This window comes from Reticulibacter mediterranei, assembly GCF_016587455.1.
This window is the reverse complement of the sequence record NZ_BNJK01000001.1, coordinates 226,445-251,739: the sequence shown is the minus strand read 5'-3', so window position 1 is coordinate 251,739 and position 25,295 is coordinate 226,445. Positions and strand designations below refer to the sequence as shown.

Genomic DNA, 25,295 nt, shown 5'->3' with positions numbered 1-25,295 from the left:
CTTATGGGTTTGACCTTGAAGAAAACCCCAACCCCAACACACCGAAGGGTCGGAGTTGGGGTTTGCGTTTGCATCCCAGCCAAGCAGCAAAAGGAGCAATCAGTGTCCCAGGAATATATTGAGATTCGCGGCGCTCGTGAAAACAACCTGAAAAATGTCTCGTTGCGCATTCCTAAGCGCAAGATCACTATCTTCACTGGTGTATCCGGTTCCGGCAAATCATCCATTGTCTTCGACACCATTGCTGCCGAGGCCCGACGCCAGCTCAACGAAACCTTTAGCATGTTCGTCCAAAACTTCTTGCCGCGCTACGCCCAACCCGAAGCTGACGCCATCGATCATTTGAGCATGGCCATCATCGTGGATCAGAAGCGCCTCGGTGGTGGATCGCACTCGACGGTTGGCACGATCACCGATAGTTATTCTGTGCTGCGCCTGCTCTACTCGCGCGTCGGTCAGCCTTTTGTTGGGTATTCGAACGCCTTCTCGTTCAACGATCCACAGGGCATGTGTCCTAATTGCAATGGCATTGGCCGCAAAATCGGCGTCGATCTGGATACCTTCTTGGATACCTCGAAGTCGCTGAACGAGGGTGCAATCCTGTTCCCGGAGTACGCGGTGGAGAGCTGGGGCTGGAATATCATGACGCAATCGGGCCTCTTCGATAATGAGAAGAAGCTCTTCGATTACACACCCAAAGAAATGGACCTGCTGCTGCATAGCAAACCCTACAAGGTCAAGATGCAGGTCGCCAACAAGCCCATCAATATGACCTTCGAAGGGATCGTGGATAAGTTCAGCAGTAAATACATCACGCGCGATGTGAAAACCATGTCCGAGCGCACGCAGAAATCGGTAGAACCGTTCATGACTGTCGAGCCGTGTTTGCTTTGCAAGGGAACACGGCTGAGTCAGGCGGCGCTCAGTTGCAAGATCAATGGTCGCACTATTGCTGAACTGGCAGCGATGGAAGCTGATGAATTGATAGAAGTTATCCGCGAGATCAAAGATCCTGTCGCCGCGCCGATGGTTGAGAACCTGATTGAGCGCCTGCAACACATGATCGACATCGGTCTGGAATACATCAGCCTGAACCGCGAAACGGATACGCTCTCGGGCGGCGAATCGCAGCGCATCAAGATGGTGAAACACCTAAACAGCAGTCTGGAGGACGTGTTGTATATCTTCGATGAGCCGAGTATCGGTCTGCATCCCCGCGACGTTCACCGCCTGAACGATCTGCTGCGCAAACTGCGAGATAAAGGCAATACAGTACTCGTGGTCGAACACGACCCGGCGGTGATCCAGATGGCCGATCACATTGTCGATGTTGGCCCACACGCCGGGAGTCGCGGCGGAGCAATTGTCTATCAGGGCGACGTGGCGGGCTTACTCCAGGCTGATACGCTGACTGGCAAGCACGTGAACCAATCGATGCCGATAAAAAGTACATTCCGCAAGCGAAAGGGCAAACTGCCGATCATCAACGCCCGCGTCAACAACTTGCAGAACGTCAGCGTCGATATTCCTATAGGCGTTCTAACCGTCGTGACTGGCGTGGCGGGTTCTGGCAAAAGCTCCCTGATTCACTACTCGTTTTTGCCTCGATGCTCCGATGCCATCGTGATCGACCAAGCGGCGGTTGGCGCTTCTAGCCGATCCAACCCCGCGACGTATACCGGGATCATGGACGACATCCGCAAAGCCTTCGCGACAGCAAACAAGGTCAGCCCGTCGTTGTTCAGTTTCAATTCGAAAGGCGCGTGCGAAACCTGCCAGGGATTGGGCGTGATCTACACGAATCTGGCTTTCATGGACGAGGTAAAAATGCTCTGCGAAACGTGCGGCGGCAAACGCTTCAAGGATGAGGTGTTGGCCTACACGCTCGATGGCAAATCGATCTCCGATGTGCTGGCGATGTCGGTACGCGAGGCACTGGAATTTTTCACTGCCAAAGAGATCGTGCGCCGCTTACAGGCGCTCAGTGATGTCGGGCTGGATTATCTGACGCTGGGCCAGCCGCTGAGTACATTATCGGGCGGGGAATGCCAGCGCATCAAACTGGCCAGCGAATTGCATAAAAAAGGCAGCATCTACGTGATGGACGAGCCGACCACCGGACTGCACATGTCGGATATCAGCCATCTACTCGCTATCATGAACCGCCTTGTCGACACGGGCAACACCGTGATCGTGATCGAGCACAACCTGGATATTATCAAGAACGCCGACTGGATCATCGATATGGGACCGGAAGGCGGCAACAAAGGCGGCCGGGTGATGTTCGAGGGTACACCGCAGCAACTGCTGGACATGCCGCAGTCGCTCACCGGTGCCTATCTGCGCAATTGATGGGATAGACTGCTGAGCATACCCTGATCACGTATTTCGTAAGGACGAAACAAGTTGCGTCTGGTGAAATTCCCGATGTGTGGACGCAATACATGCTGCTGCGTCCGTTGAGAGGAAAGCTATTCCCAGATCTTGCAGTGAGCAACAAATGTAGCCAGGAAAAATATGCACCAATATCTGGTTGTGTTGCAAGAAATAGAAAAAACAATATGAGCGAGGGAGAGGCTCTCCATACTCAGTTTAGGCAGCCACTCCAAACAACGTGGCAACGAATGCGGCTTGACCTTCCACTCGGCGCTTGTGTGCTCAGTTCTGACACATCTTGCTGCATAACAAGCGCCTGACCGGGATATTCTGGCGAGGCGTTTTTGGGGATTAGGGATGCTTCTAATGCTTTGTCCGGTCGTCGCTGGATTGCAAGTGTTTGGATGGGTTCAGACGACGTGGGATGATTTCCAGTATGGGCAGCCGCGTACCTTCCAAACAGATGCGTTTGTTGGCCATGAAATGGGGCGGACTCCCAGTCACTTCATCGCGCTCAATATGCAGGGGCAGATTGAAATTATTGAACTGCCTGGTAGTGATGCGACCCATGTGCTGCTTTGTGGACCTGGTGGCGTTGGGAAGTCGAAAGCGCTGAGTGTCATCGAAGAGCGGTTTAAAGACGAGGAAACAGATCGTTTCGTCGTTCCGATTCTCCTGTTAGAGCCAATCCCGCCGGATCAGGAAGCCTACCTTCGACTCGATTACTACTGGCAAATCATCGATGCACTCAAGGAGCATGTGTTGGTCAAAGAACTGGTAGGCAGTGTTGCCCATATCATGGCTGCTCCCAAACCAGCTCGCGCCAAGTTAGGTACAATTGATTGGTTCAAGATACGCCAGGTAGCGGAACAAGCGCTGATTCGTGCACGCGTGAGAGCCGTGTTCGCTGACGAAGGGCACCGCCTGATGCAAGGAAACGGGAGCCACAGCGTTGATGAGCAACTGGAATGGCTGAAATCGTTAAGCAATCGCACAAAGGTCTTGCACGTGCTGGCAGGTCCCTATGCCTTGTTCGGCTTTCGTAATATGAGTGGGCAACTTGCTCGTCGGGGGCGAGATATTCATTTTGCCCGTTATCACGTGGACAACAAAGAGGAACGCATCGCCTTTGTGGCCGCCTTGAAGTATTTGCTGGAACGGGTTCCACTTGAGGTCGATCTAAATGCATCGCTGTCTCGCTAACGGTGGTGGGCCACTGGTTGCGTTGGTTGTATTGGGATCTTGAAGGACTGGCTGGTGGACGCAGTGGCAGTAACGCTCATCCAGAACGGGACCAGCCTGACCGAAGCGGCCCTGACGCAAACCATGCCACATCCGGCCAGACGGCTTAGTGCCTATCCGAATAACCTATGTCTACATCTATATCACACACGGGTTTGGCACGTTCCCTTTCTAAGCGCTTTGAGCTTCGAATTTCATTGAACCTCTCCTTCATTTTCCTGGAAAGAGGGGTTTCTGAGTCTTTCTCTTATGAGAGAAAGAAAAGCTTTCAGTGCTGGAGATTGCCACTTCTCCCTATGCCAGATCAGTTGTGTCACCACTTCAAATCCAGTTTCACTCCATGGAAGTGCAACAAGCCGACCTTGAGCCACTTCCACCTGCACCGCCACCTCTGGCAAGACAGTAATCCCCATACCGAGCATGACACATTGCTTAATCGCTTCAACACTGTTCAACTCCAAGTTGGTCGTCGGATAGACTCCCGCTGCTGCCAGCGCTCGCTTAAAGAGATTGCGGTAACTACACCCGACCTCTGTCAACAGCACTGGCTCACCTTCTAAATCGGCAGGAGTGACCAGTGTACGTTGTGTTAACGGGTGTTCAGGAGGCGCGATAACCAGTAATGCTTCTCGCAGTAATGGTTCTACGACCAGCCCTGTTGCCCTCAGTGGTTCTTCCAGCAAAAAGGCCACATCCACCCTTCCCTCCAAAACACTCCGTCGTAATTCAGGAACGGGAAGGGGACGAAAATGCACCTGAATATGGGGAAAGGTTGCGCGGAATTGATGCAAGACCGGTGGAAGCCGGTAGGTGCAGAGGGTTTCTGGCGCGCTGAGCGTCACAGCGCCTGTTGGCTCGGAACGCGCGGAAAGTGCGGTGTGTGCTTCTTCTGCGAGACTCAGCAATTTCTCGGCATAGACGAGCAATCGTTGCCCCTCATCCGTGAGGATGACACGTTTATTGAGCCGATCAAATAACAAAACTCCGAGCTCGGCTTCAAGCTCTTGAATTTGTGCGGAGACGCTGGATTGAACATAGCCCAGCAAGGCTGCCGTTTGGGTAAAGTTGAGTGTGGTAGCCAATGTACGAAAGGTCGCGAGGTGACGCAATTCCATAGAGATCCTTCCATCGAAATAGGCGATGATGAGCATCGGTTCTGTTCGTTGGACACGATTATACGTTCCCCTTACAATACATGCAACCATATACGCTACTTGAAAGGATCTCTTGAATGGAAAAACAACAGCTCTTTGATGTCGCCTCGACGCTGCGTGTCTATGATCTCGAACAGCCGCGCTATTTTGGGGCACCTATCTTGCCTGCCCATGCTCCCGGATTTGTCTATACCTTACATCGTCGCCATGAACCAGGTTTAGGAGAGGCCCGCACCGGTGCGTCCGGCTTCATCTATACGGCAGAACACTCTGGCACCCACATTGATGCGCTCTGCCATCAAGCTGAGGAGCTCTCTTTATATGGTGGGCAAAAAGTAACCTCCCAGGTGCAGACCTCTGCTGGGTTTACGGAGTTAGGCGTGGAGACCATCGCGCCGATGATCAGTCGGGGCGTGTTACTCGATATCGCCCGATACCGTGGCACCGATTGGATCGAAGCTGACCAACCTATCACCCGCGAGGATCTCGAAGCTGTCAGCCTGGAGCAGAAAGTGCTTCTGAACGCGGGAGATGTCGTCCTGGTACGAACGGGAAATGGAGCGCGTTGGAACGATCCAGCCGCCTATTTGGCCAGCGGAGGCGTCAGTGCTGATGCTTCCCAATGGCTCGCCGACCAACAGGTCAAGGCAGTTGGTGCCGATCATACCGCCTGGGATACCGTTGGTGCGGTTGATCCTGACCTGCACGTCTCCTTTCCAGGGCACCTCATTCTCCTGGTTCGCCATGGCATCTACATCATGGAAAATCTCTTGCTTGAAGATCTGGCCAAAGATCGCGTGTACGAATTTCTTTTTGTCTGTCTGCCACTCAAAATGCGAGGAGTGACCGGCTCACCGATACGCCCCGTAGCGCTCGTCCCATAAACACCAAACTGCATGAACCTCTCCCCAGGTCACCTGTTGCTCCATTCTCATCGTCGGCGAGAGGTGACTTGAATGGGGAGGACAAAGCAAGGAAGAACAGAAATGATGGCTGTTTTTTGGACCCTTTTCGTCAAGGTGCTCCCACTGTATCTCACGATCGGTTTGGGCTATATTTCAGGTAAATACCTTCATGTGAAGAAAGAAAGGATCTCTCCGCTCCTTATCTATATCATTGTCCCCATCATCGTTTTTAACGGCGTAGCGACAACTCCTCTGACGCTCCAGCATATCTCCCTGCCACTCGTCTTTTTTCTGCTCTGCTGTTTCCTCTGTTTCCTCTTTCTATGGCTCTCAAGCCTGATATGGCAGGATGCCACAAAAAATATTCTCGCCTTTACTGCTGGAACGGGAAACACGGGCTACTTCGGTTTACCCGTTGTCGCAGCCCTCTTCGGAAAACCTCTCATAGGGCTCGTCGTGTTTGCCATTCTTGGTATCACGCTCTATGAAAATACTGTCGGCTTTTTCATCGTGGCGAGGGGACGCAATTCGGTCCAGAAGAGCGTTTCAAAAGCCGTGAAACTGCCAACGCTCTACGCGTTCCTTGCTGGGGTGCTCGTGAATCTTGCCCGGATACATTTCGGAGAAGTGTATGTCAACTCGGTCAACAACTTTAGCGGAGCATATATCGTTCTGGGGATGATGCTCATTGGTTTTGGGATGGCGGACGTCCACTGGAGCAATGTTGACATCAAGTTTCTTGGGATGGCTTTTCTCGCGAAATTTGTTGTCTGGCCTTTCCTGATGACGCTTATTGTCTTTCTCGATAAGAACTTTTTCAACTTTTATAGCCGTGATGCTTATCAGATGATGATTCTTCTATCGATGGTTCCTCTTGCTGCCAATACCGTTTCCTATGCGACAGAGTTGCGCACACAGCCAGAAAAAGCCGCTGTTGCTGTACTCATCAGTACCCTCTTTGCGCTCTTTTTCATTCCATTGATGACCATCGCTATCAGGATGTAATCCAGTCTGTTCAGGCAATCAAAATAAAAAGAATCAGAAATAACGGAGGCCCATCACCAGATGCGACAAGGGGTATGAGAGAAGAAGAAACCCGAAAACGAAAACGGCAGAGGACGCCGAATAACCGTACAACGACAGGATATCGGGTGAGCGATGAACTGTGAGCAGTGCTACAGCCACTGCTCCCTGTGTATGTCAATACGCATCGCTTTGGTGGCGGGCGACCGCGTGTGTCCGATCGATGCTGTGCCGACGCGATTTTCTACGTCCTACGAACTGGGTGTCAATGGCAAGCCCTCGATCAGACCGAGTTGTGTGCGCATTCAACGGCCCACGATCGGTTCCAGACATGGGTAAAAGCAGGAGTCTTCCTTGCATTATGGCAAACGGGAGTCGAACAGTTTGATGAGGTACATGAGCTGGATTGGGATTGGTTGAGCATGGATGGAGCTATGACCAAGGCTCCGCTGGGCGGAGAAAAAACCGGTCCTAATCCAACCGATCGTGGCAAAAGCGGGGTGAAACGCAGCGTCCTTACCGAGGGTCATGGGGTGCCCATTGCAGTGGAGGTCGAGGGAGCCAATCGGCATGATATGAAACTGACCCGCTCGACTATTATGGGGATTGTGGTAGACCGGCCCGAACCGACAGAGGAAAAACAGCAAGGAATGTGCCTGGACAAGGGATATGATTACCAGGAGGTGCGCGACATCCTCCACGACTTCGGCTTTACCGCCCATCGTCAGCTGGTCGATGAGCGAGCAGCGAGATGAGCAGTTGGTGACTGCTGCATTTCAGATGGCTGTTGCCCAAAGGCATCCGAAGGCAGAACTATTGCACTACTCTGATAGGGGAGCCAGTATACGAGCTTGGGCTATCAGGCGCTCTTCTGCACAACATGGGATAGCGGTGAGTATGAACAGGAAAGGAAATTGTTATGACAACGCGATGATGGAGTCGTTTTTCGGAACGTTAAAAGAAGAATGGGCCGAACGTCACCGCTTCGAGAACCGACGGGAAGCCAGGACGGCTATCTTCTCCTATATTGAGACGTTCTATAACCGAAAACGCCGTCATTCTTCTCTTGGCTATGTAAGTCCACTCGCTTTTGAAGAACGAGAATTGTGGAGGAAAGAAAAAGGAAACATCTGATACGCTTGATGTAACGTAGCATTTATGATATGATAAAATCACGCTTTTATGTTTAACATAGTATTTCAACGCTATCAATATCTAGCGCCTGCCATATTACTGTGTATTCCAATCGTCCTTCCACCTTTTCTGACTGGACTCAAACGGGTCAACCTCACTCTCTCAAAGAGAAGAAGCTGGAGTTTCTCTCTTTGAGTGTCCAACGTGCCTGGCAGTGAGAGACATCAAGTCAAAGGCAAATTACGTGAAGTTTCCTTCACACCCTAAACGCACAACTGCTACCCCAAATCAGGGATTGCGTTGGATGAAGCGAGAAATCACGTGGAAACTTTCCAATCGGTAAATGCGAGAGAAGTTGGAAGAAGGTGGCGTTTTTGCTCATTTTACTGGAGATGAGTTGTATCAAAAAAACTGGTGATGTTCTGTGTTGATGCTAGTTCATCAAATTCAATAGCATCAATGCAAAAATCATTATTGTGTGTTCTGAACGAGATAACGCAGATCTCCCGAGAGGAAGAGGTATTGTCATGGAAACACCAACCCAAACCGCCCTGGTGCTCGCTGCTCAAGCGGGCGATCAGAAGGCGTTCGAGACCCTGGTGGGCACATATCGACGTGAACTGCTCGTGCATTGTTATCGGATGCTGGGCTCGCTCTCCGACGCCGAAGATCTGGTGCAAGAGACCCTGCTGCGAGCATGGGAGAAACGTGCGACGCTCACCAGCCCGGAAGCTTACCGGGCCTGGTTATACCGCATTGCCACCAATCTCTGCCTCAATCGGCTCACACGCGCTCCTCGGCGGTTCTTGCCATCAGAAACCCACCCACTGAGCGATCCCAGCAGTCCTGCGCCTCCACGACTGCGGGAGCCGATCTGGCTGGAACCGTTTCCCGATGATCTGCTCGCAGATCCTGAGGCCGATCCCGAAGACCGCGCGGAGAGGAGTGAACGAATCAGCCTGGCCTTTCTGATGGCGCTACAGCACTTAACGCCAGTGCAACGGGCTATTTTGCTCTTGCGTGAGGTGCTGGAGTGGGAAGCCTCCGAAGTCGCCGAATGGCTTCATCTCTCAGTTCCCGCTGTCAATTCCGCCTTGCAACGTGCTCGACGGGCTTTGCGCCAGCGCCATGTCGGAAGCGAGGCGCAGATGGTTCTGCCTCGCCCCCAGCTACAAGAGCTGCTTGACCGCTACGTAACCCTCTGGGAACAAACGGACATTCCTGGTCTTGTGGCGTTGCTGCGAGAGGATGCCTGGTTCACCATGCCGCCGTTTCCCGTCTGGTATCAGGGACGAGCGGCTATCACCATACTGCTTCAGACACATTTCTTTACTCCCAGCTTGCAATGGCGCCTGCTTCCAACACGCGCCAATGGCAGTCCGGCGTTTGGACTCTATCGGCGGGAGGCTCTTGCAGACGACTCTCAGCTTGTTGGTCTGCTGGTTCTGGGTGTGGAGGGCGAGCAGATTGGTAGTCTTGTCGCGTTCCTGGATGTGGCCAGTTTCACATCCTTTGGCCTCCCGCCCACCTCCGTTTGACCTGTTAGTGGTTCGTCAGGCTTCATCTGGAGACACATTGTTCCCGGCGGAGGCCGGAGAAGAGCCGGGCGGTATATCGTCCAGCTCTTCCTGTGTCAGCAAGAGTAGCATAACGAATATGGCTTATTCAGCTGCTTTTCGTCTGCTCCTCAAGCGCTAGATAGGGTAGCCTTTGGCCCCCTGCAAGCCTTTGAGGACAGAGATCTCGCCGGTCATATTGTCGACATGCCCCAGCACCATGCGATTGAGAAGGGTGCCGACGGTCATCTGCCCGAATCCAACGCTGGTCAGATCAAGCACACGGGCCAAATCCTCGTCGGTCAACGTTGCCAGATAGGCATCGGTGGCCGCGTGGACCGCCTGGGCATAGCTGCGCGCCGTCGGCAGGTCAATGCGGACGCGGTGTGCCCATTCTGCTGTCGGTTTCGTTTGGATCTCGCTGATGCCCGTCTTTTCTGCCCATTCTGTGGCAAAGAGGGGGGCACCACCTTGGAGCACCACGTTGATGGCCACGTCTTGACTGACAATTGCATGAACATAGGTAGCTGCTAAGGGATTCGCGGTACCAGGAGGTGTCCAATGGGCTTGCTCAGATGTCACACCCTCTAGTGTTGCATTCAGGAACCCATGAGCTTGTTGGACCTGTTCGCGTAAAAGTGCGGTTGCATTCATGTTTCGTTACCTTTCTTGTTCAAACCTTTTATAATCTGTTCGGCCGTCATCATAAGAAACAAGCAAGAACCATACCCAAGAAAAATCTTGCCAGATGCTCTCGCCGTGGTCGGAATTGCAACATCAGTATTGTGGTTCATAGGTGAGCATGACAATACCTCTGGAGAAGCTTTTTGTCTCGACGAGCGTCAATGCAGGATGGTCACTCTGCCGGAAGAGCTGCTTCCCCTGTCCGAGAACAAACGGAAAGATCGAGAGACCGAGGGCGTCGATCAAGTGGTGTTTGAGCAACGTCTCTGTGAGAAGAGCAGACCCATAGATGAGCAGATCGCGTCCTTCTTGCTGCTTGAGTTTGGTCACTTCAGCGACCACATTCCCTCGAATGATGGTTGTATTGTTCCAGTCGGCTTTTTCCAACGTCGACGAGAAGACATACTTGGGCATGGCATTGATCCTCTCACCCCACGGGTCGGTGCGTATGGGGAAGTTCTTGGCAAACAGCTCGTACGTCGTGCGGCCTATCAACAGCGCTTCGCATGAGAGCGCCTGGTCCAATCGGTCCCTATTATACTCCTCGTCGTCGCGGTACTCACCAAATCTTGGGATGGCTGCTCCAGTAGAAACGCCGTCTAAGGAGACGAGAGTATGTTCGATAATGTTACGCATAATATGGTATCCTTTTCTCTTCAAACTTGATGTGCGAGAGGGGACAATCCCCTTTCACGTATAGGACACACCATTGATCCCAAACTCATCGCAAATGATCAGCAAAATTGGGGAGCGGGGCTGTAGCCGCATCGATGAGCATGCTTATGGTCAGGCTTATCGGCGTGCAAGCAAGGGATCACGCTCACGTGGAAGGGTGTACCAGAGGTCATCACAGATTTTGCGCTCTTCTTCATCCAATGAAACAGTGGCACCACGTAAACTTTCCGTGAATTGTTCCAGCTTGCTGGCTCCTAGAATGGCGCAGGTAATGCCAGGCTGAGCCAGAACCCAGGCCAGCGCCACCTCGACAAGCTTCTTGCCACGCGGCTCTACGACGCTGGCGAGGCGGTCAACGGCCTCAAACATGGGATCTTGCCAATAGCGTCTCTGATACATGCCTCCGCTGTTTTTTAGGGTAAAACGAGTATCTTGCTCAAGAGTACGGCTCTTTCGATACCGTCCGGTCAGCATACCAGCAGCGAGGGGATTGTAGATGATAACGCCAACGTTATGAGCTTGAGACAGCGGGATCAGTTCATCTTCGATCATGCGAAAGAGCATATTGTAGCGTGGCTGGACACTCTCGAAACGGGCCAACTTGAGCAGTTTGCTGGTCCAGAGTGCATCGGCGAGTCGCCAGGCCGGGAAATTTGAGCAGCCGATATAACGAACTTTGCCCGCGTGCACCAGGTCGTCAAGGGCACGCAGCGTTTCCTCAATGGGCGTGGTTGGATCAAAGGCATGCACCTGATAGAGATCGATGTAATCCGTTTTAAGGCGGCGCAGGCTTTGCTCACAGGCGGCAAGAATGTGACGGCGGCTCAATCCTTCGTCGTTGGGGCCTGGACCGATTTTGCTGTAACACTTGGTTGCCAGCACGATGCGGTCGCGAGCTTTGCGCTCGCGTAGCCAGTTCCCAATGATCTCCTCAGTCATGCCAACGTTCTCTATACCAGCCTCGAACGGATAGACGTTGGCGGTATCAAAAAAATTGACGCCAGCTTGATCAGCGGCATCCATCAGCGAGAAGGATGTTGCTTCGTCTGCCTGGTTGCCAAAGGTCGCGGTCCCCAGACAAATGCGGCTGACTTTCAGGCCAGTGCGTCCTAACAATGTCATGTCCATCAATGGTCCTCTTTTCTCGTGTTTCTCTGTGCATCAGTAGGAATATCTCTCGTTCCACTCACCCAACCGCCGCTGCTAGGCTGTGCGGCAGCTTCGCCTGTGGCTCAGTTGAGCGGAATCAAGGAAGAACTCCGTGGATTGTTGCCTGGGATGGAAAGGCCGTTCAGGTACCCGCCCGGGCAACGGCACCAGCCAGGACGGCAACGACCTCGTCCGGGCAGGCCAGATGTGGGTAGTGTCCAGAGGCGACCCTGACTGTCCGCGTCGTACGTGCCGCCATCGCTTCCTGGGCAGGGGGTGGCAGGGCGCGATCCTGGGTGGTGATGATATAGGTCGCTTTTGTCTCGGTTGGGGTCGTGGGCAGTGGCTGGTGGAAGGCCTGCACACTCACCCAGGAGAGCTGCTTTATGACCTCGGTAGCCAGGGCAGGGTCCACACCATTGAGGAGATTATTCTCCACATCGCCGAACTTCATCGCTCGACCGTCAGATGAAAACTCCCAGGTGTCTGGGAAGGCACCGCCTAGCCAGTCCAGGATGGAGCGCCCCGGTTCCAGAAGGAAGGCGGCCATGTAGACGATCTCTATGACCTTCGCTGTCTCCCCTGCCACCCAGGTGGCTGGTACGCCGCCGTAGGAGTTGGCCGCGAGCACCACCGGACCAGGTGCGGCCTCGATTGCCGCCCGCAAGACGGCGACATCGGCCTCGATATCCTGCACAGCACGACTATCGGGGTGACTACTCGGCAACTGCACCGCCATCGAGGCGATGCCCTGAGCCGTGAGGCGCTCCTGCACCGGTTTCCAGATCCACGGGGTATTCATGGCTCCGTGAACAAGGAGAACTGTCACGTTCATTTTGCGCTCCTCTCTTGGCGCATTGGCCGCATTCCCTGCTTGAAAGCGCCGTCCAATTTGGCTTCCTCAACGAACTGGTTGGCAAATGCCAACGTCGAGGAGAAGACGTACCTGGGTAGAGCATTGATCCTGTCAGTCCATAGGTCGCGGGAGGGAGCAAATCGGGAGAGAGTTGCTCCAGCGTCTATGCCGTCTAAGGAGACGAGAGTACACTCGATAAGGTTTTGCATAAGATGGTGTCCTTTCCTAATTCAAACGAAATGTGCGAGAGAGGTCAATCCCCTTTCACCTCTAGGACACACAGTTGATCCTAAACTCATCGCAAATGATCAGCAATTTTGGGGAAGAGGGCGGTAGCCGCGTCAATGAGTGCAAAAAGGCGAGAGTGGAGAAGAGGATCTCCCGCTGATTGGTATTGATGGCAAGGGGGACCGATCACGCGTCTCTCTTTTCAGCTTTGTGCCAATGTAGGCTTGTATAGACTGTACTGCGAGAGCCAGCCGTTACCAGGAGAGGAGCGCCATATTACGAGAGAAATAGTGGTCGTTTTATCGAGCCTCGCCAGCAATGAATACATGAGTTAAAATGTCATACCAATTTATGATTCTTCGACTCGTTTGGTGATAAAAAATGGGTCTCATACCTCTCTTCCGAAGGGAAAGGTCCGGTCAAAACATAATGATGCAAGGTGAGTCCTTGCTTCTGCCAAAATGCAAGAGCATGTTCATTGTGAGCAAGGACATCGAGTTCAATGTGTTGGGCACCACGCTGGCGCAGCTCTCGAAAAGCGGCTTGAGCCAACTCCTGTGCATATCCACGCCGTCGAAACGATGGGGCAATATAGAGGTCTTCAATGAAGCCATACGCTTTCTGAGTAAAGGGGTTCGTGCGGATTTGAAAGCTCACAAAACCAGCGATGTGTTCTTCAACAAACTCATGGTGTGCCTCTCTCGGATTTGACCAAAGAGAACAGTTGGTAAGCTCTCCTGACCAGAAGGCTTACCAACGGTGTCTTTAGATGGCTATGCGCCCTCCATCAACGGGGAGCGTCACCCCATGCACGAAGTTTGCTTCATTGCTGGCTAGATAGACAGCTGCTTCCGCAATCTCAGAGGGACTTGCCGCTCTCCTTGCTGGAAGCGTGCTGGCGAGCTTATCCAGAGCCTCTCCCAGAACTTCGGTCCCAGGAGTACGGGTTGGGCCAGGGGCAATGGCATTGACATTGACGCCGCTGGGACCAAACTCCGTCGCCCAGGACTTGGTGAGCAGCGCGAGAGCCGCTTTCGTTGCCCCGTAGAGAGCCATTCCAGGTTCTCCGATATGGGCAACCATCGTTGTAATGTTGATGACTTTGCCTGACCCCCGCTCAGCCATATGTGGAACCAGGGCTGCCGTGAGGTAAAACGGACTCTTCACATTGGTTGCAATATGTGCATCGAAGGTGGCCTCGTCTGTTTGTGCTGTTGGGCCAAAGGCATAAATCCCCGCATTGTTCACCAGGATATCGACAGGACCGAACATTTCACTTGCCTCCCTGGCAAGACGGTCGGCCTCTGCCTTTGTGATGAGATCTGCCCGGACGTATGCAGCCGTTCCACCAGCAGCCTGGATCGTCTCGACAACGGCCTTGCCACGTTGCGCGTTTCGCCCTGACACCACCACACGCGCTCCTTCACGAGCAAAGGCTTCTGCGATGGCTTGACCAATCCCCGAGGTCGATCCAGTGACCAGGGCTGTTTTTCCTTCTAAACGCATGAATGTCTCCTTGTTCCTCTGGAAGTATTCACAATGGACTCTGCAGCCTCACTTATTGGACCACATGGTCCATTGTAACATAAGTGGACCAGAAAGTCCAGTGTGTGCTATACTTTATGAGAAAACAGCTGAGAGAAAGGAGGAGGACTGTGCCGGACGAACCATCTACCCCACGGGGTCGAAGCACTCGCGAGCGTATCCTGGCGCAGGCTGCTCAACTCGTTGGAGAGAAGGGTGTGCGAGGCACCAGTCTCAACGACATTCGGGCGACGACTTCCGTCAGTAAAAGCCAGCTCTATCATTACTTTGCCAACAAAGAGAATCTAGTCCAGGCTATTATTGAGCGGCAGACTACCAATGTCCTTGACGCACAGCAGCCCCTGCTCACCAACCTGGACAGTTGGGAGAACCTGGAACGCTGGTGCGAAGCCCTGATTGCTTTGCAAGAAGAGCGCCAATGTGTCGGGGGATGTCCGATTGGGTCGCTCGCTAGCGAGCTTGCTGATCAGGACGAGGCGGCTCGTGTTGCTCTAGTTCACTCCTTCGATCAATGGGAACACTATCTGGTTGAGGGCTTCACAAGGATGCGCGAGCAAGGTGATCTGCGTCCCGATGCCGACCCCGCCGAACTGGCTGTCGCTGTGATGACCAGTTTGCAGGGAGGACTCCTCTTAACGCAGACCCGTAAGACGACGCAGCCCTTACGGATAGCTCTTCACGCAGCATTCACCTATGTTCGCTCCTTCGCATCCTGATCTGAGTCATCCCTGCTTGCCAGTGCCGTACAAACAGGTGAACATGAGCGCACCAGGGGGTATTGTCAACTTCATCAAAATGGGAGAGGGAATGGGAAAAGCAATGCGTGAAAGTGGAATACCGTCCCTCTTTTCTTTCTCAGAAAGAACCTTTTGATCCAATGAAAAAGGCAGCGGTGGGGAAAACTCATCAAGAGTAAAAATGAAGTTGACAATACCGGCGAAGGAGCATGTGACGCTCACCTCGCTCTCGGTTCAGTTTTCGCTCTCACCTCTCCCTTCAACGAGGGAGATCCCATCTCACAAAAAGAGCCTGGAAGTCTTCTGATGTCCATTCCAGGACACTGCCTGATGAGGATGCACCAGGGAGAGAGATTTACTCTAGTATCGAAGCTTCTCCTCATGTCATCCCTGCTTTGATATGTTCGTCGCCTCCTTTTCCTTCGGCTTCTCCGCACCCCGGCCTGCCTGGAAGAAGCCTGGATCTGATGAGGAAATGCGTTCCCCGCGCATAAATCCGATCAGGAACGAAGGGGTGGGATGGCGAGAGGACTTAATGGCTTTGATCACAGCCTCGTGATCGTAATCCACCTCTCGCAACTGGATACGATAGCCCTGCTCATTGGCATCAAGAAGCGCATAGGTTGCTTGGAGACCAGGCGTGATCGGATTGCTGATACTCCCCAGGTTGATGACTCGTCTCTTGCCAACTTGGCGATCAAGCGGAATATGGGTATGCCCGACAAGAACGAGATCGGCCTCACAGCTTGCCAGCCGTCTTTCCAGTTGGTTGTCACTATGTGTGGACTGGATGCCAGATCCGTCATCTCTGCCTGGAGAAGCATGAACACCAAGTACACGTGTCCCATCTGGCAAAGTCAAACGCACTTCGAGCGGCAGGTTCATAAGCCAGTCCAACCAGCCAGTGGCACTTAGATAGCCCCTTGTCCACGAGAAGCTTCTTGCCGCCTCGATAACCTGTGGGAGCAGCGTCCGATCTTGCAGGACGCGCTCCGGCTGGATGGGAAGATCTCCCGTCATCACGTAGCGATCCGTGTTCCCACGGGTGAAACTGGCCTGCGGCAGAGCCACTAATTTTTCAAGCGGGGTCACCGGATCGTAGCCAAGAGCGGCGAAATCCCCCAAGACCCAATAGCCATCAACCTCGCCCTGATTCTGAATATCAGCGAGAACAGCATCTAGGGCGAGAGGGTTCCCGTGAATATCTGAGAGAAGAGCCAGACGCATCTGCACCTCCTTGGTTCTCTTGTGCTAGGAGAGAAGCTTCTTTTGTATTGTATCATAGCAAACAGTTGTGCTTCATCGTTTCCTCGTTGCACATCTCGTAGGTACTTACTCCTGAACACGAGCCTCTCGCAACACGCCTTCTCACCGGCTTTCTTGGCCGGTTCGCAGCGAGAGGGGTTGTAGCAATGAGTGGTTTCGCGATTGAGCGATTGAAAGTGTCCCTGTTACTGAGACAAACAGTAACAGGGTAGGTAGCAATGAGTGGCTTCGCGATTGAGCGATTGAAAGAAATTTAACATTTACGTATCTGCTACGTCATATCTAGTGCAGACTCAAGAAAGCTCTTGTTTAAGTGGCTCTGACTGTTCACACAACCGAGAAATTCTTGGCAATGAAGTCTGTGCCCACCTTGGAACGTGATGATCAGCGCTTGACACAGAGCAACTTCGCATGGTAGTATCCAGGCACAATATCAAGAAAGCGAATAGCAAGGAAAGATAATGAAGCAAATGGTACTCCTACAACAGACATCTGTTGTCAGCGCCATCACTCATTCTCCGGTTGCAAACGCGCCGCATGCGGCGCAATAGCGAGAGAAGAGTGAGAGAAGAGACTACCATGCGAGAGAGGCATGACCATCCGAGGTCATGATGGTATAACTTGTCTTTCTGTCCCGACACTCCTACCCGTTTTTTCCCTTCTCCGGTAACAGAGCATATCTTTTCCGCACTGCGCATCCTCCCTCCCCTACACAATTATTCCGACATGGATCACCTCTCCCATTTGCGCGCGCGAAAGGATTGATATGCGTCATTCTTCTCAAAAGTACCTGGCACGTTCTCGCCAGCGCTTTCTGCTCATTAATCGCAACTACACCTTCTTGTGGATAGGAAGCGCGATCTCGTATACGGGTGACGTGCTTTTCCTGATCAGCCTGACGTTATGGATTGGAACACTCCTTCAGAACCAAAGCTATGCACCACTCGCCATAAGTGGTATAGCGCTATCAGCCGCTCTCCCCGCCCTTATGATAGGTCCATTTGCAGGAGTGTTTGTGGATCGCTGGCAGAAACAAAAGACCATGCGCTTCATGGACGTGATACGAGCAATCCTCGTTCTCTCCCTGCTGTTGGTAAGCGGGCCAGGTCCGCTTCCGTTTCTTTCAGCATACACTGCGGTGTTGCCAATTCCCATGAAGCTTGGGATCATCTATCTTGTGGTCGGGGCTCAGAGTAGCTTGAGTCAGTTCTTCAATCCATCGACGAAGGCCCTTCTCAGGGAGATTGTGCCAGAAGAGAGGCTCACTCAAGCCTCTGCGCTCACCACAGGCACCGCTATGGCTGTTTGTTGGCCTGTTGGGTCAGCGCTTGCGGGAATATGCTATGCCAATCTGGGAGTAAATCTGGCCATTCTTTTGAATGCGGTATCGTTCATCTGTTCCTGGATGCTCATACGCAGCATGCATGTGTCAGAGCCAGCATCATCTCTCGTTGTCGAAAAACAGGGACTCCATCATGTCTTCAAAGAGCTGTGGGAAGGGTTCCAATGCATTGAAGGGAATCTGCTCTTACGGACACTCTTGTGCGCAGAAAGCCTGCTCGCGTTTGGATTCGGCATTATTAACACGATGGCATTCTTCTTTATCACGCAAAATTTGCATGTCCCTGTGAGTCTCTACGGTCTTTTCAATGGCGTGCCATCACTTGGAGGGATACTTGGAACCTGGCTCGTCAGTAGGTCTGCAACAACAAGAGGGCATCCCAGAGTTTACTACACAGCAAGGGTGCTCGCTGGGATCGCCATGATTGTGACGGCATTACAAAGTCAGCCGCTCATCGCTTTGGTCGGCATGGTGATCATCAATATTGCCCATAGTTGTACGGAAGCTCTCGTTGGTCCGTTGATACTGGGTGCCACACCCGAAAAGATGGAGGGCCGTGTCTTTTCCACCTTTGGAACCGCGACGACCATCAGTTCTTTGCTCGCAACATTTCTGAGTGGGTATCTCAGTAGTACGCTGTTGCATCCTGTTGCTTTCCATTCTTCTTTCATCACTCTCAATGCGACAAGCATCCTCAATAGCTGTGCAGGCATCGCGCTGGTTGGGGGTGGGTTGTATGCATCTAAACACTTCAGAAAGATGAAGAGCGCAGAGATGTGACTTTCTCACGGACACGGCAAGTAATCCTCTCAAGCGGAGAGGATGTTATACAGATGTGAGTGAATGCATCTCTGGTCATGAGACATTCCTACAAAAAGGGTCAGCTCACGTTCCGCTCCTTTGCGGAACGTGACAGTAACCGTACCTTCCTCACATGAGAAAAATCCTCCTGGCAACGGCTTTTTCTCATGTGAGGAAACAGAAATTCCTCAACAAAATGAGCAGACTCACGAGATCTTTTGTGTAAGCAGTTCTACCTGTTCGCAGCCAAAGTAGTTACAGACCTGAGCCTGCCCCGGTTTTGTGGGGGAAGATCACGTCCGTCGTCACCCGTTCCGGCGTAGAGCCAACAACGGCAAGAGCTTGTTTAAAAAACTGTTGGGCTGCCTCCATATCTCGCTTTTCGCTCAACCGAGAATCGACCAGATTACCCTCAGCATCAATGGCCCGATACAGGTAGCGCCACTTTCCGTGAACTTTCATGTACGTCTCATCCACATACCAGGATCTCCCGGCTTCACCACGCCGTTTTGTCCGCTACCAGGGGAGCAAATCGGGCTTCCCAGTCCCGGACGGTTTCATGTGTAAACACACAACCACGTTCTAAAAACATCTCAGCCACATCGCGCAGACTCAATTTATAGCGCAGCCGCCACAGAACGACGAGGAAAACGACATCGGTGGGAGCCTCAAGATAGTTGAAAAGAGTGCCAGTTCGTTCATTAAAGGTACGTCGGCATGCTGAGCAAAAGAAGGTTGTATAGCTCAGTTCTGTTTTCTTGGTTCGCTTTCTGGTTGTGGATGCTGTGCAATAGGGACAATTCATAGGTTTTGGCTTCTCTTTTCACCTTTATTACCTGGAGGAGGATAACAGACGTCGCCCTCCGTGCCAAGATGGTGTTTCAGTTCTGACAGAACCGTTACAGGGAGTGCAAGATCACTCCTTGACAGGCATCTTTCTCCTCCCCTACAATAGAGCCAGTACATCTTTTTCCTCAATTGAGGCATGATGTCATCTCTCGTCAAGGATGCAGGAGGGAGCCTGATGGGCCATCGCGTAGGACAACAGTTGGGACACTACCGTTTGACGCGCCTGCTGGGACAGGGGGGCTTCGCCGAAGTCTATCTGGCCGAGCATCTGCACCTGGGAACCGATGCCGCCATCAAAGTCTTGCATACCCATCTGGTCTCACCTCAGGAGATCGAAGCCTTCCGCAGCGAGGCACGCACCATTGCCCGACTCAAGCATCCCCATATCATTCGCGTCTTCGATTTTGGCTTGGAGGAGGGTCTCCCCTACCTCGTCATGGAGTATGCTTCCGCTGGCACCCTGCGGCAACGACACCCCAAAGGCAGCCGTTTAGAGCTTGTCACCATCATCCCCTACGTCAAGCAGGTGGCCTCTGCCCTCTTCTATGCACATGAACACAAGCTGATCCACCGTGACGTGAAGCCAGAAAATATGTTGGTGGGAGAACAGGGTGAACTCTTGCTCAGTGACTTTGGCGTCGCTATCGTCGCGCAAAGTTCGCGCAACGATCATACCCGGGATACTGTGGGGACGATCTCCTACATGGCCCCCGAACAGATCCAGGCGCATCCACGTCCGGCTTCCGATCAGTACGCCCTTGGCGTGGTTATCTATGAATGGCTCACGGGAGAGCCACCATTTACCGGTTCCTTTCCCGAGATCGCAGCCAAGCATTGTCTGATCCCACCACCCCCACTGCGTGAAAAGGTGCCTGGGATTTCGCCAGAGCTTGAACAGGTCATTTTTACGGCGCTGGCCAAGGACCCCAAAGAGCGTTTTCGTTCTGTTGTGGCCTTTGCAACTGCCTTGGAGCAGGCCAGTTCCGGAGATCGAGGGCTGACCACGACGATGCTTATGGCCCCCGACAGACCCCCACTATCAAGCGTCCAGGAGAGTATCAAGCCAGCACACGAGATCCCCCCAAGGGCCATTGGACCCTTTAAGCACCATCTCCTCCACATCGACTGTCGCATCTCCATCCAGTCCACCTCTCGTACTCTCCAAGAGAGAGAACGCGATGGGAAAGAGATCTGCACCTGTCCCATCGCATCTCTCACGTCGAAGCGTTCTCGTAGGGGGAGGTGTAACCATGCTGGTAGGCAGTGGCATTGTGTGGATAGGGAGTGTTATGAGCCATGCTCAAACACGCCTTCTCTACACGTACAGAGGCCATACTGACACCGTGTATACAGTAGCGTGGTCGCCCGATGGCAAACACATTGCCTCCAGTAGCGCGTCCCTTGGCACCGGGGGCGGAGATCCCACAGTGCAGGTATGGAATGCAGGGGATGGTTCGTCGTCCTCTAGCTACAATGGTGACAGTTCCCCTGGTGGAGTAGCGTGGTCGCCCGATGGCAAGCACATTGCCTGCGGGGGCATGAAATCGGTGTGTGTATGGAATGTAGCGGATGGGAAGTCGCCCTCTTTGACCTATACTGGTTCTACTGCTTCTACTGGTCCTGCTGACTTCGTGGGCGAAGTAGCGTGGTCGCCTGATAGCAAGCGCATCGCCTCCAGTAGCGAGAAAACAGTGCAGGTATGGGATGCAGTGGATGGTACGTTGCTTTCTACCTACAAAGGTCATAAGAACATCGTGAATGCAGTAGCGTGGTCCCCAGATGGCAAGCACATCGCCTCCGGAAGCGGAGATAATACAGTGCAGGTGTGGAATGTGACTGATGACTCGTCACCCTACAGCTACACAGGTCACGCTGACACCGTGAATGCAGTAGCGTGGTCCCCAGATGGCAAGCGCATCGCCTCCGGAAGCGGAGATAACACAGTGCAGGTGTGGAGCGCATAATAGTATCTCGCACAAAAATCGAACGTCATCTGGGTTGAATGAGGCACAGAGGATGTCTCTATCTTGACGATATTCAATGCTGAAGCATCTATTGGAGAAGCATGAGAACTACCGCCTTTTCATTTCTTGTTCTTCACCAGGTGCATCTCATATGGTTAGCTAAAGAGTACCGCGATCAATGCCACAACGATGGAACACCGCGCATGCGTGCGGGGAGTGCACGTTGAAAGCGATTGAAGACGTGAGGGCACCCATCAGGCCAGGGAGTACAACATCGCTCTCTGGTTGCTTTTTGCCAACATCACCTACTTGACCTTTTCAGCAGACCCCGAACGGGAGCGCTTCCCCAGCGGTTTCACCCGCTTGTGGGGGAAGCAAGATAAACCCACTTCTACCAACAAGGACGTAGCAAGGACGACTTTCACGACTGAGCAATTGTAACCAGAGATGATTCCCGTGACTGAGCGACTGACTTACTCTTCAGATTACTTCATGAAGAATGCTTTACATGTGGCAATGAGTGGCTTCGCGACCGAGCGATTGAACGTCTGGTCTGGATTGGTTTGAGCATTCTGAAGATGATACTCCAGTTCAGACAGAAGGAAGCAAAGTAGATCAAGCGAGGGAGCGCCTGACACGCTCTCCTCGCTCTTAGCTCAGTTTTCGCTTTCACCTCTCCCTTCAACGAGGGAAATGCCAAGCAGCTCGGCCAACTCTTTCGTCACAGTAACTAGGTAATGAGCGACTTCCGGCTGAGTCAGATGATACGCATGTTCCTCCTCAAAACGCCATCTCAATAGTTCTCATCATCAAGACAGACCACATCTCGCCACGTGCTTGCAGCAGTCGGGAAGTCGCGCAAGAGGGCTGCTGACGGGTCGAGAGCACGTGGTCAGCGAGGATGGAGCCATCCTGAGCATCTCTCTTCAATTCGCGATGATCGTTTGTCACTCTCTGTGCTCTTCTTGCTGTTTTTTCTGGAGTGGCGGTCTGCGTCGGCGTCCACCACGAGCCACCCTGCTTCGTGCATCCTGCGTCGAAGGCAGACCATTGCATGAACATGGGCCATGACCAGGCATTGGCAGGAGAGGGAAGCCTCCATTCTGACAAGCTGCAACTGGACCAGCCCCATGTCCGAAGTCTCTCTTTTGTGGCTGTCCGATGTCCGAGACTAGGACTCAGCTTTCTTCCGATACCATCTCGAATTGTGTGTAGGGAAGAGGCTTTTCAAAGAGGGGGGAGGTGATACTACAGGCATAGACTGTTTTAATCTCAGGGTACACTTTAACCTGACCATGCAACAAAGTCCAATAGGGCCACAAAGGTAGGAATGATCACCTATCAACTCTACAATTATCCACTTTTTTACCCCTGGCGAAAAGCCTCTTCGCTCCACAATTTTCGGGATGGTGTTGACGCTTTTCTTTGGCAAGTCACCTTGCACATCGCGTTAGTTATCAGTTGTTATCCACATCCCCAGAATCCTGACAAACCCATCGCTCACCACTCACTTGTAGCACCTTCTGTGCAAAAAACTGATTCTTCTCGCGTCTTTTTTATAAACAAAGCTGTAGCCTCTTCGTCCGCTTCCTCTTTATGCGGTGAGGAAGAGAAAAGGACAACCGTATGAACACAGAGCCATCAACAGCTATGAGTAAGCTCGCTCCTGGCAGTATTCGTATTTGCATTGCCTTTGTCCTGACAGCCGTGCTTCTCCTCATGGAATCAGGGCAGGCCTTCGCGAACGTCGTATTAGAGCATACCTCTCAATATATGTGTGATAATAAATGTTATGGTAGAAATCAGTGGGACAATGGTGCATCGGAGTATTATGGTGCTTATACTGAGATCTCAGTAGCTCACCTCCAATGTGCTTCTACCTGTGACACCGATGGGCTGATTGATGATGAAATGTGGCTTTTTGACGATAGCGGGGGATGTCATGCGCAGGGCATTAAATGGTGTTGGGTAGAGGTAGGATATATGATGCATCATGATTCCTCAAATCAGATCTTTTTCGCATACGATATGCGTCCTGCCGCCACTAACAACAGCCCTGGCGCCAACACCCCAGGCTATCTGCTGTTGGGAACGGCAGGAGCATCTCCTCCTCCTCTCACACCTGTCCCTGTCACACCAGCACCTGTACCTACATCTCCATTTCGCGCCACAGCGACACCTGTACCTACATCGTTACCTACCGCACCCACTGTACCCTCCTATGGGAACAACGTTCACTTTATGATCATTAAGGATATGCGTTCATCACCTTCGTCGTTCCTGGTATTTATCTACAGTGATAGCATGACCACTCAGTTTGTAGTACCATCAAGCCCTAACCCGATGACGGCTCATAAGATTCGCATTGGACAGGAGCTACATGGTTCAAGCGGCGCTTCCGCTGAGCAGGCGATATTCACACATAACTTCTTCGCTGTTCATCCTATCACCTCTAATAATGTGTCTTTCACGTATAAAATACAAACGCAAGCAGGGATGAGCGTCCTGGATAATAACCCACCATACCCACACTGGGATACAAATCCCTCCATTACCTCAAATGGAGGCACGTTCTCCACCCGATGCTGTTCTTTAACAACTCCAACGCCGGTTCCTTAGATAGATGAAGGAGAATAGCCCCTATGCGTAGAGCAGCACTTCTCTCTCTCGCTCTCATCCTGGCTCTCATTCTGATCATCCTCCTGCTAGGATATAACAACTATGGACAGTCGCCAGAGCACGAGCTTCCTCTGCCTAAAGGCACTGTTGTGCAAGTTGTAGGAGAGCCAGCCATCAAGCCAACATTGAACGGAGTACCGGCCTTTACCAAACATGATGTCGTACTGTATATCAAATCACGTCCCATGCTGTTCACCGATGCTCCCGGATCTTCAATCACTATTACTGAGGCTGATGTCACTTTTATGACCAGTAAACAGGTGAACGCGATTATTAACAGGCAAGGCCTGGGTATTCCCGATAATTACCCGCTCTGCTTTGCCCAACTTTTGGGCAATTTTCCCTTTCCCGGCCCCTCGACCGATAACGGAAAACCGGTAACTGTCACCTATCGCTATGCATATGAGGTTTTTGACGCAAAAACGGGAAATCTATTAATGGGAGGTGGTTTAAACATTACACCTACACCTGGGCCAGTACTACAGTAATGTACGTTTTATAGCACTCTCAAAGAATGCGCTGGAACAACACAAAAAGGAGGTCGTTTGATGACAAAAGAATACAACAAACGTATTGTACGTCGCTTCAATAAAAAGTTGTGGAATAAGAAAGACCTGGATATCATCGACGAGTTGATAGCTGACGATTACGCTGACCGCACGGCACCGCCTGAATTTTTTGAGGACGAATTGAAAGGCCCGGATAGGCTCAAGGAGGTTGTTACACGGATTCAGAAAGAGTTCCTCGACATCCATGTCTATATTAAGGATCAGATTGCTGAGGATGATCAGGTGGTGACATGTATGACCTGGGAGTGCACGCTCAACAATAAGGATGATCCAGCCAACCCTCTGATCTTCACGCTTCAGAGTATTGGTATCGACCACATTGAAAACGGTAGGATTGTCGAAAACTGGAACACACTTGATGCACTCTACAGGTTGATAAATCTGTTGAAACTACAGGACCCATTTATTGATCCCGATACACCTTTCCCGGATGGTACCTGTAACCGTGACGCGGACTGTGGTGGTGACAAGAGATTCAGGTGCTGGTTAGGCAGGTGTCAGAGAATATCCGCCTGATTGAAAGTTAACGCCCTGTCCTGACTATTTGCTTGGCTGTTCGCG

The 25,295-nt window shown here is 52.2% G+C and carries 23 protein-coding genes and 2 pseudogenes; 15 read left to right on the top strand and 10 right to left on the bottom strand.

Annotation, left to right across the window (positions count from 1 at the left end; translation table 11 throughout):
- Positions 1-102: 102 nt before the first annotated feature.
- The 3 genes from K3T83_RS01230 to K3T83_RS57080 all read left to right on the top strand — a co-directional run bounded on the left by K3T83_RS01230 (position 103) and on the right by K3T83_RS57080 (position 3,728).
- Positions 103-2,352 (top strand): ATP-binding cassette domain-containing protein, encoded by a 2,250-nt coding sequence (locus K3T83_RS01230; protein WP_236064775.1) that lies wholly within the window; start codon positions 103-105, stop codon positions 2,350-2,352.
- A 390-nt stretch (positions 2,353-2,742) separates the two neighbouring features.
- Positions 2,743-3,579, top strand: a complete 837-nt coding sequence (locus tag K3T83_RS01225; RefSeq protein ID WP_236064774.1) for an AAA family ATPase — start codon at positions 2,743-2,745, stop codon at positions 3,577-3,579.
- A 17-nt stretch (positions 3,580-3,596) separates the two neighbouring features.
- Positions 3,597-3,728: a hypothetical protein gene (locus K3T83_RS57080; protein WP_268963421.1), complete on the top strand. Its 132-nt coding sequence runs from the start codon at positions 3,597-3,599 to the stop codon at positions 3,726-3,728.
- A gap of 84 nt (positions 3,729-3,812) precedes the next feature.
- Here the strand turns inward: K3T83_RS57080 and K3T83_RS01220 are convergent, their stop codons facing one another.
- Positions 3,813-4,733, bottom strand: a complete 921-nt coding sequence (locus K3T83_RS01220; protein ID WP_220201175.1) for a LysR family transcriptional regulator — start codon at positions 4,731-4,733, stop codon at positions 3,813-3,815.
- A 116-nt stretch (positions 4,734-4,849) separates the two neighbouring features.
- Between K3T83_RS01220 and K3T83_RS01215 the strand changes: the two genes are divergently transcribed.
- From K3T83_RS01215 to K3T83_RS01195, 5 genes and pseudogenes are all read left to right on the top strand, one after another.
- Positions 4,850-5,656 carry a cyclase family protein gene (locus K3T83_RS01215; protein ID WP_220201174.1) on the top strand — a complete coding sequence of 269 codons (807 nt, stop codon included), beginning with the start codon at positions 4,850-4,852 and terminating at the stop codon, positions 5,654-5,656.
- Positions 5,657-5,758: 102 nt separating this feature from the next.
- Positions 5,759-6,682, top strand: coding sequence for an AEC family transporter (locus K3T83_RS01210; RefSeq protein WP_220201173.1), 924 nt, complete (start codon positions 5,759-5,761; stop codon positions 6,680-6,682).
- 167 nt (positions 6,683-6,849) lie between these two features.
- Positions 6,850-7,446 (top strand): annotated as a pseudogene (locus K3T83_RS01205) (IS5 family transposase); the annotation flags it as partial.
- The gene (locus K3T83_RS01200; protein ID WP_373324386.1) at positions 7,370-7,834 is read left to right on the top strand and encodes an integrase core domain-containing protein; all 465 of its coding nucleotides are present in this window, start codon (positions 7,370-7,372) and stop codon (positions 7,832-7,834) included. The pseudogene K3T83_RS01205 and the gene K3T83_RS01200, both read left to right, overlap by 77 nt.
- Before the next feature lie 527 nt (positions 7,835-8,361).
- On the top strand, positions 8,362-9,372 hold the full coding sequence (locus K3T83_RS01195; RefSeq protein WP_220201171.1) for an RNA polymerase subunit sigma-70: 1,011 nt from the start codon (positions 8,362-8,364) through the stop codon (positions 9,370-9,372).
- A gap of 156 nt (positions 9,373-9,528) precedes the next feature.
- Here the strand turns inward: K3T83_RS01195 and K3T83_RS01190 are convergent, their stop codons facing one another.
- The 6 genes from K3T83_RS01190 to K3T83_RS01165 form a co-directional block, all read right to left on the bottom strand.
- Entirely contained in the window at positions 9,529-10,044 is a 516-nt protein-coding gene (locus tag K3T83_RS01190) for a DinB family protein (protein ID WP_220201170.1), read from the bottom strand.
- 123 nt (positions 10,045-10,167) lie between these two features.
- Positions 10,168-10,710, bottom strand: a complete 543-nt coding sequence (locus K3T83_RS01185; RefSeq protein ID WP_220201169.1) for a dihydrofolate reductase family protein — start codon at positions 10,708-10,710, stop codon at positions 10,168-10,170.
- A gap of 156 nt (positions 10,711-10,866) precedes the next feature.
- Positions 10,867-11,877, bottom strand: a complete 1,011-nt coding sequence (locus tag K3T83_RS01180) for an aldo/keto reductase (RefSeq protein ID WP_220201168.1) — start codon at positions 11,875-11,877, stop codon at positions 10,867-10,869.
- A gap of 163 nt (positions 11,878-12,040) precedes the next feature.
- On the bottom strand, positions 12,041-12,733 hold the full coding sequence (locus K3T83_RS01175) for an alpha/beta hydrolase (protein WP_220201167.1): 693 nt from the start codon (positions 12,731-12,733) through the stop codon (positions 12,041-12,043).
- A 588-nt stretch (positions 12,734-13,321) separates the two neighbouring features.
- Positions 13,322-13,639 (bottom strand): GNAT family N-acetyltransferase, encoded by a 318-nt coding sequence (locus tag K3T83_RS57705; protein ID WP_373324385.1) that lies wholly within the window; start codon positions 13,637-13,639, stop codon positions 13,322-13,324.
- A gap of 108 nt (positions 13,640-13,747) precedes the next feature.
- Positions 13,748-14,488 (bottom strand): SDR family NAD(P)-dependent oxidoreductase, encoded by a 741-nt coding sequence (locus tag K3T83_RS01165; protein WP_220201166.1) that lies wholly within the window; start codon positions 14,486-14,488, stop codon positions 13,748-13,750.
- Between the two features lie 149 nt (positions 14,489-14,637).
- Here K3T83_RS01165 and K3T83_RS01160 point away from each other — a divergent pair, with 149 nt between their 5' ends.
- A complete protein-coding gene (locus K3T83_RS01160; RefSeq protein WP_220201165.1) occupies positions 14,638-15,243 on the top strand; it encodes a TetR/AcrR family transcriptional regulator in 606 nt (201 codons plus the stop codon).
- Positions 15,244-15,648: 405 nt separating this feature from the next.
- On the opposite strand, the gene K3T83_RS01155 is transcribed toward K3T83_RS01160, so the two are convergent.
- Positions 15,649-16,491 (bottom strand): metallophosphoesterase family protein, encoded by an 843-nt coding sequence (locus tag K3T83_RS01155; protein WP_220201164.1) that lies wholly within the window; start codon positions 16,489-16,491, stop codon positions 15,649-15,651.
- A gap of 805 nt (positions 16,492-17,296) precedes the next feature.
- Here K3T83_RS01155 and K3T83_RS01150 point away from each other — a divergent pair.
- On the top strand, positions 17,297-18,652 hold the full coding sequence (locus tag K3T83_RS01150) for an MFS transporter (RefSeq protein WP_220201163.1): 1,356 nt from the start codon (positions 17,297-17,299) through the stop codon (positions 18,650-18,652).
- 318 nt (positions 18,653-18,970) lie between these two features.
- On the opposite strand, the pseudogene K3T83_RS01145 reads toward K3T83_RS01150, so the two are convergent.
- Positions 18,971-19,478: pseudogene (locus K3T83_RS01145) on the bottom strand (IS6 family transposase); the annotation flags it as partial.
- A gap of 219 nt (positions 19,479-19,697) precedes the next feature.
- On the opposite strand from K3T83_RS01145, the gene K3T83_RS01140 reads away from it, so the two are divergent.
- Together K3T83_RS01140 and K3T83_RS01135 are read left to right on the top strand one after the other, a co-directional pair.
- Positions 19,698-20,861, top strand: a complete 1,164-nt coding sequence (locus K3T83_RS01140; RefSeq protein ID WP_220201162.1) for a serine/threonine-protein kinase — start codon at positions 19,698-19,700, stop codon at positions 20,859-20,861.
- Positions 20,812-21,486 (top strand): WD40 repeat domain-containing protein, encoded by a 675-nt coding sequence (locus tag K3T83_RS01135; protein ID WP_220201161.1) that lies wholly within the window; start codon positions 20,812-20,814, stop codon positions 21,484-21,486. The genes K3T83_RS01140 and K3T83_RS01135 overlap by 50 nt, the downstream gene beginning before the upstream one ends.
- A 780-nt stretch (positions 21,487-22,266) precedes the next feature.
- On the opposite strand, the gene K3T83_RS01130 is transcribed toward K3T83_RS01135, so the two are convergent.
- The gene (locus K3T83_RS01130; RefSeq protein WP_220201160.1) at positions 22,267-22,542 is read right to left on the bottom strand and encodes a hypothetical protein; all 276 of its coding nucleotides are present in this window, start codon (positions 22,540-22,542) and stop codon (positions 22,267-22,269) included.
- A gap of 570 nt (positions 22,543-23,112) precedes the next feature.
- On the opposite strand from K3T83_RS01130, the gene K3T83_RS01125 reads away from it, so the two are divergent.
- The 3 genes from K3T83_RS01125 to K3T83_RS01115 are packed head-to-tail and all read left to right on the top strand — an operon-like array spanning position 23,113 to position 25,250.
- Positions 23,113-24,105, top strand: a complete 993-nt coding sequence (locus K3T83_RS01125) for a hypothetical protein (RefSeq protein ID WP_220201159.1) — start codon at positions 23,113-23,115, stop codon at positions 24,103-24,105.
- Positions 24,106-24,128: 23 nt separating this feature from the next.
- Complete coding sequence (locus tag K3T83_RS01120) at positions 24,129-24,653, top strand: hypothetical protein (protein ID WP_220201158.1); 525 nt, start codon at positions 24,129-24,131, stop codon at positions 24,651-24,653.
- A 60-nt stretch (positions 24,654-24,713) separates the two neighbouring features.
- Positions 24,714-25,250 carry an ester cyclase gene (locus tag K3T83_RS01115; RefSeq protein ID WP_220201157.1) on the top strand — a complete coding sequence of 179 codons (537 nt, stop codon included), beginning with the start codon at positions 24,714-24,716 and terminating at the stop codon, positions 25,248-25,250.
- The last annotated feature ends 45 nt before the right edge of the window (positions 25,251-25,295 follow it).